Raw genomic sequence first — 3,507 nt, 5'->3', positions numbered from 1 at the left:
CGCGTGGTGTGACCTCGAGGAGCCCGGCCTCGACGAGCGGGCGAACCATCTCGCCCATGTGACGGACGCCCCAGGCGTCCCTCGCGTAGTCCCACGGGACGGGCACGCTCTGGCGGTCGCTCTGGGGACCCGGCGCGCACAAGCTCTGGAGCACGTGGGTGTAGAACGCGAGCGTGGCCGGGGGCCACCGGCCGTCGTCGAACGCGTCCTCGGCGAGGGCCATCACGAGCCGGCGCTGGCTCGGGGTCACGTCGGTCCTGGGTGGAGGACCGCTGCCGTGGCGTCTGCGCCGGCCTGCGGGTCGGTTTCGGCGTGTCGGGCGGTCGCGTTCTGTCCGTTCGTCGGTGTCGGTGTCGGGCATCGGAATGGGGGTCTGGGAGTCGGTATCGCGTGTTCTTGCGATCTCGCTGGGTATGCGTTGGTGGCCTAGGGTCCCGGGCCCCTGGGGATGTGCCCTTCCCGGCTTGGGACCCTTCGTTCTCTCGCTGCTGGTCAGGCTTCTTGCTCTTCTGGCTGCTCCTCGCCAGTCATCCCTTCGGCGTCGGTTTCCTCCGGTTCGCCGGTGGCCGACCCCTTCTGGGGACGGGAATCTCTTTGGGAGGTTCTCCTTCTCGAAACAGCGCAACATCCGCGGCACGGCACTGCGTGCGGGTCGAGTCCTCCCTGACGAGCTCGGGCTGGAGGGCCGGCGCGACAACGTGTGAGATACGTCGGGGCGGACGAGCCCGCGGTTCACGACGCGCTGGGATACAGAGAACCCGCCCATCCATATTCCGGATGGGCGGGTTTGCTCGGCCGTGAGCAGTCGTCGGACTAGCGGGAACGACGACGGGCGGCCTCGGCGATGTACGGCGCGCGGACCAAGTGGTCGACGCAGCCGCGCGGGAGCGCGTCGTAGGTCCGGCCGTCAATGACGCGACCCGCCTTCTTGGCGCCGACCCGGCGGCCGTCGAAGTCGACGTCGCCGACCTGCTTGAAGAACACGGGCACGTTCAACTCGAGGCCGACTCGGATGAGCGTCCGGGCCCAGGCCTCACGCATCGGGCGGATGTTGTCGTTCTTCGTCGACTCGCCGCCGATGAACATGATGTCGAGCGGCCGGCCGCCGGGCGGGCTCAGGAGCCGACGGAGCTCGGGCGTGTCGCGGATCTCGCCGACGACCGGCTCGAACGAGACGCCGTTCCGGAGCGCGCCCGCCTCCCACTGATCGGCGATCCGGTAGAGGTAGTCCTCGTTCTCGACCGACACGACGGAGCAGATATGGGGCCCCCACTCGATCTCGCGGCCGACCTCGGCCAGACGCTCAGACCGCTTGGTGAACGAGTAGATCCAGTGGTACGGTGCCTGGCGGAGGGCCTCGTGGTACAGCGCCACGGTCTCGTCGTTGAAGTCCTCGTGGTATGGGTCGCCCATGATCGGCGAGAAGTAGCGCTTGGGATCGAAGTCGTCCCGGAGCTTGTCGAGCTCCTTCGGGAAGAACATGGCGCTCCCGTCTGAGCCGAAATACGGGCTCCCAGGCATCTTCGAGTACCGCTTCTTGACGGCGTCGAGCATGAAGCAGTTTGTGCACCCAGTGCTGACGGGGTCACAGCCCTTTTGGGGATTGATCGAGTCGTCCCAGTAGAGACCTTTCTCGTGATTGGCTTCGATCAGAGTCCGAAGGCCGTGCGGGAGCCTGTGGATGTCGGACGGAGGGGCGGCGGGAAGTGGGGGATATGGCATCGTTTTACCGAGTTGAGTGAGAGTTGAGTGAGCGTTTGATCTAGAGAGTCGGGGGCAGCGTGGCCGCGCCGGCCCGACGGCGGACGCCCTCGACGGCAGCCGGCCGGTCGGTGCGCTCGGGCGCCTCGAGCGTGGGGACGAGCGGGTTGGCCTGGGGCTTCGCAGTCACCTCCCGGCTGACGTGGAGTTTGTCCGACGGGACAGCGCGGAACAGGGCGCCGAGTGTCCGCCACGTCGTGGACTTGCCACGGACCAGGACCCACGAGAACACGTCGAGGAGGCCCTCGAGGTCGCCGTCCGGCGGTGCCACGAGGTCTCGGAGGACGACCGTCCACGAGGCCTCCGATCCTGCCTCGACGGCGGCTCGGGCTTGGCTCGAGAGCGCGACGAGGTCGTCGGCCGTCTGGGCCTCGACGACGAGGGACACGTTGGTCGACCAGTCGAAGTCGCCTGCGCGAGCGACCTCCGATGTCCAGACGAGGTAGAGCCGGGTCGGGTCGGAGCCGACCGATGCCGCGACCTCGAGGATGACCCGGTCGTCGATGTCGTTGTGGAGGAGGTCGACGCCCGGTGCGACGAGGACGACCCGGTCCCGAGGAGCGTCGCCGGCGTCTGCGGCGATCGGCGTACCGAAGCGGGCTGTCAGACACGTCGCCTGGAACGGTCCGTCAGTCGGCTCCCACGTCGTGGCTGCCTTGCCAGCCGGCAAGAGAACGGGGTACGTACGACCAGCCGCAGGGTCGATGCGAGTGGGCGAAAGCCGGACGGGTGTCGTCGGGTCGGTCTCCCACTCGAGGCCGTCGTCCCAAGGCACCGTGTGACCGTCGGCGGAGACGACGCTCAGGCCTTCAACGGTCGCGGCCTCGGCTGGTGGGGCCGTCGCTTCGAGGAACCGGATTGCTTCAGCGATCGCTTCCTCGTGTTGCGCCCCGTCGATCCGCTCGCGAGCGTCCTTGAAGTGGCGGCCTGCCGGCCGCACGCCTTCCTCGCTGGCTGCAAATCGGGCCGCCCGAACGGCCTGTACCGCACGGTCTGCTGCCTCGTCGGTGACGTGGTCGGAGTCCGGGCTCATCGCCAGGAGCGGAGTGATCTGGCGGGCATGGGACTCGACCTCGATCGGGTCCTCGTCGGCCGCGACCAGGACCTCGTTGAGACGTCCCCAGCGGGCGTACTTGTAGGCGTAGTCGCCGCCGAACTCGAACTCGTCCGTCGCCTCGACGAAGGCCACGAACGAGCCGTGCTCACGGAACAGACGGCCACGGAGGATGACGAGGAGCACGGCGGCGAGCACGAGCGCGTTCTGCCGGACCGCGTCATAGGCCGACTTCGCAGCCTCGATCTGCGTGTCTAGCTCGCCGCGTTCGGCGTCGGTCAAGGCCTCGTCCTGAACGACGCCGTCTGGGGCTGTGGGGACGTCCGCGACGTCGGTTGCATTGGTGAGATTGGGCATGGTGTACTTGCTTTGTGGGCGGGCCTCGTAGACAATTGTCTAGAGGCCCTGGGGAAATGGCCGATGACCGGCCGGTGGTTGTGCGTGCAGGCGCATGAGGGCCTCAGCGTCGGCGAGCGTGGTGCGTCGGCGCGCGATCGAGCCGGGGTAGCCCGTGATCTGAGCCTGAGCCTCGGGCCACGCCGGGTAGATGCCGGGGACGTGGCCCTCGAGGACGACGTAGAAGCGCCGGGCTCCGAGGTCGTCGTCGAAGAGGCCGTCGCCGTCCTCGAGCGCGTCGAGGTCGACGAGCGGGTCGGGCACGAAGGAGTCGCCGTCGCGGAAGAGGACGTGCG

Annotated in this window: 4 protein-coding genes; all 4 read right to left on the bottom strand. The window is 68.3% G+C overall.

Features of this window, described 5'->3' with window-relative positions; all coding sequences use genetic code 11:
- Positions 1-250 (bottom strand): hypothetical protein (locus WBA11_RS13810; RefSeq protein WP_424521251.1); only part of this gene is annotated, 250 nt, incomplete at its 3' end.
- Between the two features lie 563 nt (positions 251-813).
- Positions 814-1,722: a DUF5131 family protein gene (locus WBA11_RS13805; protein WP_424521250.1), complete on the bottom strand. Its 909-nt coding sequence runs from the start codon at positions 1,720-1,722 to the stop codon at positions 814-816.
- A 40-nt stretch (positions 1,723-1,762) separates the two neighbouring features.
- On the bottom strand, positions 1,763-3,172 hold the full coding sequence (locus WBA11_RS13800; protein ID WP_424521249.1) for a hypothetical protein: 1,410 nt from the start codon (positions 3,170-3,172) through the stop codon (positions 1,763-1,765).
- 39 nt (positions 3,173-3,211) lie between these two features.
- On the bottom strand, positions 3,212-3,507 hold a 296-nt coding region (locus WBA11_RS13795; protein WP_424521248.1), incomplete at its 5' end, for an RNase H1/viroplasmin domain-containing protein.

This window comes from Rubrivirga sp. (assembly GCF_049648075.1).
Lineage (GTDB): Bacteria > Bacteroidota > Rhodothermia > Rhodothermales > Rubricoccaceae > Rubrivirga.
This window is presented reverse-complemented; position numbering and strand designations above follow the sequence as displayed.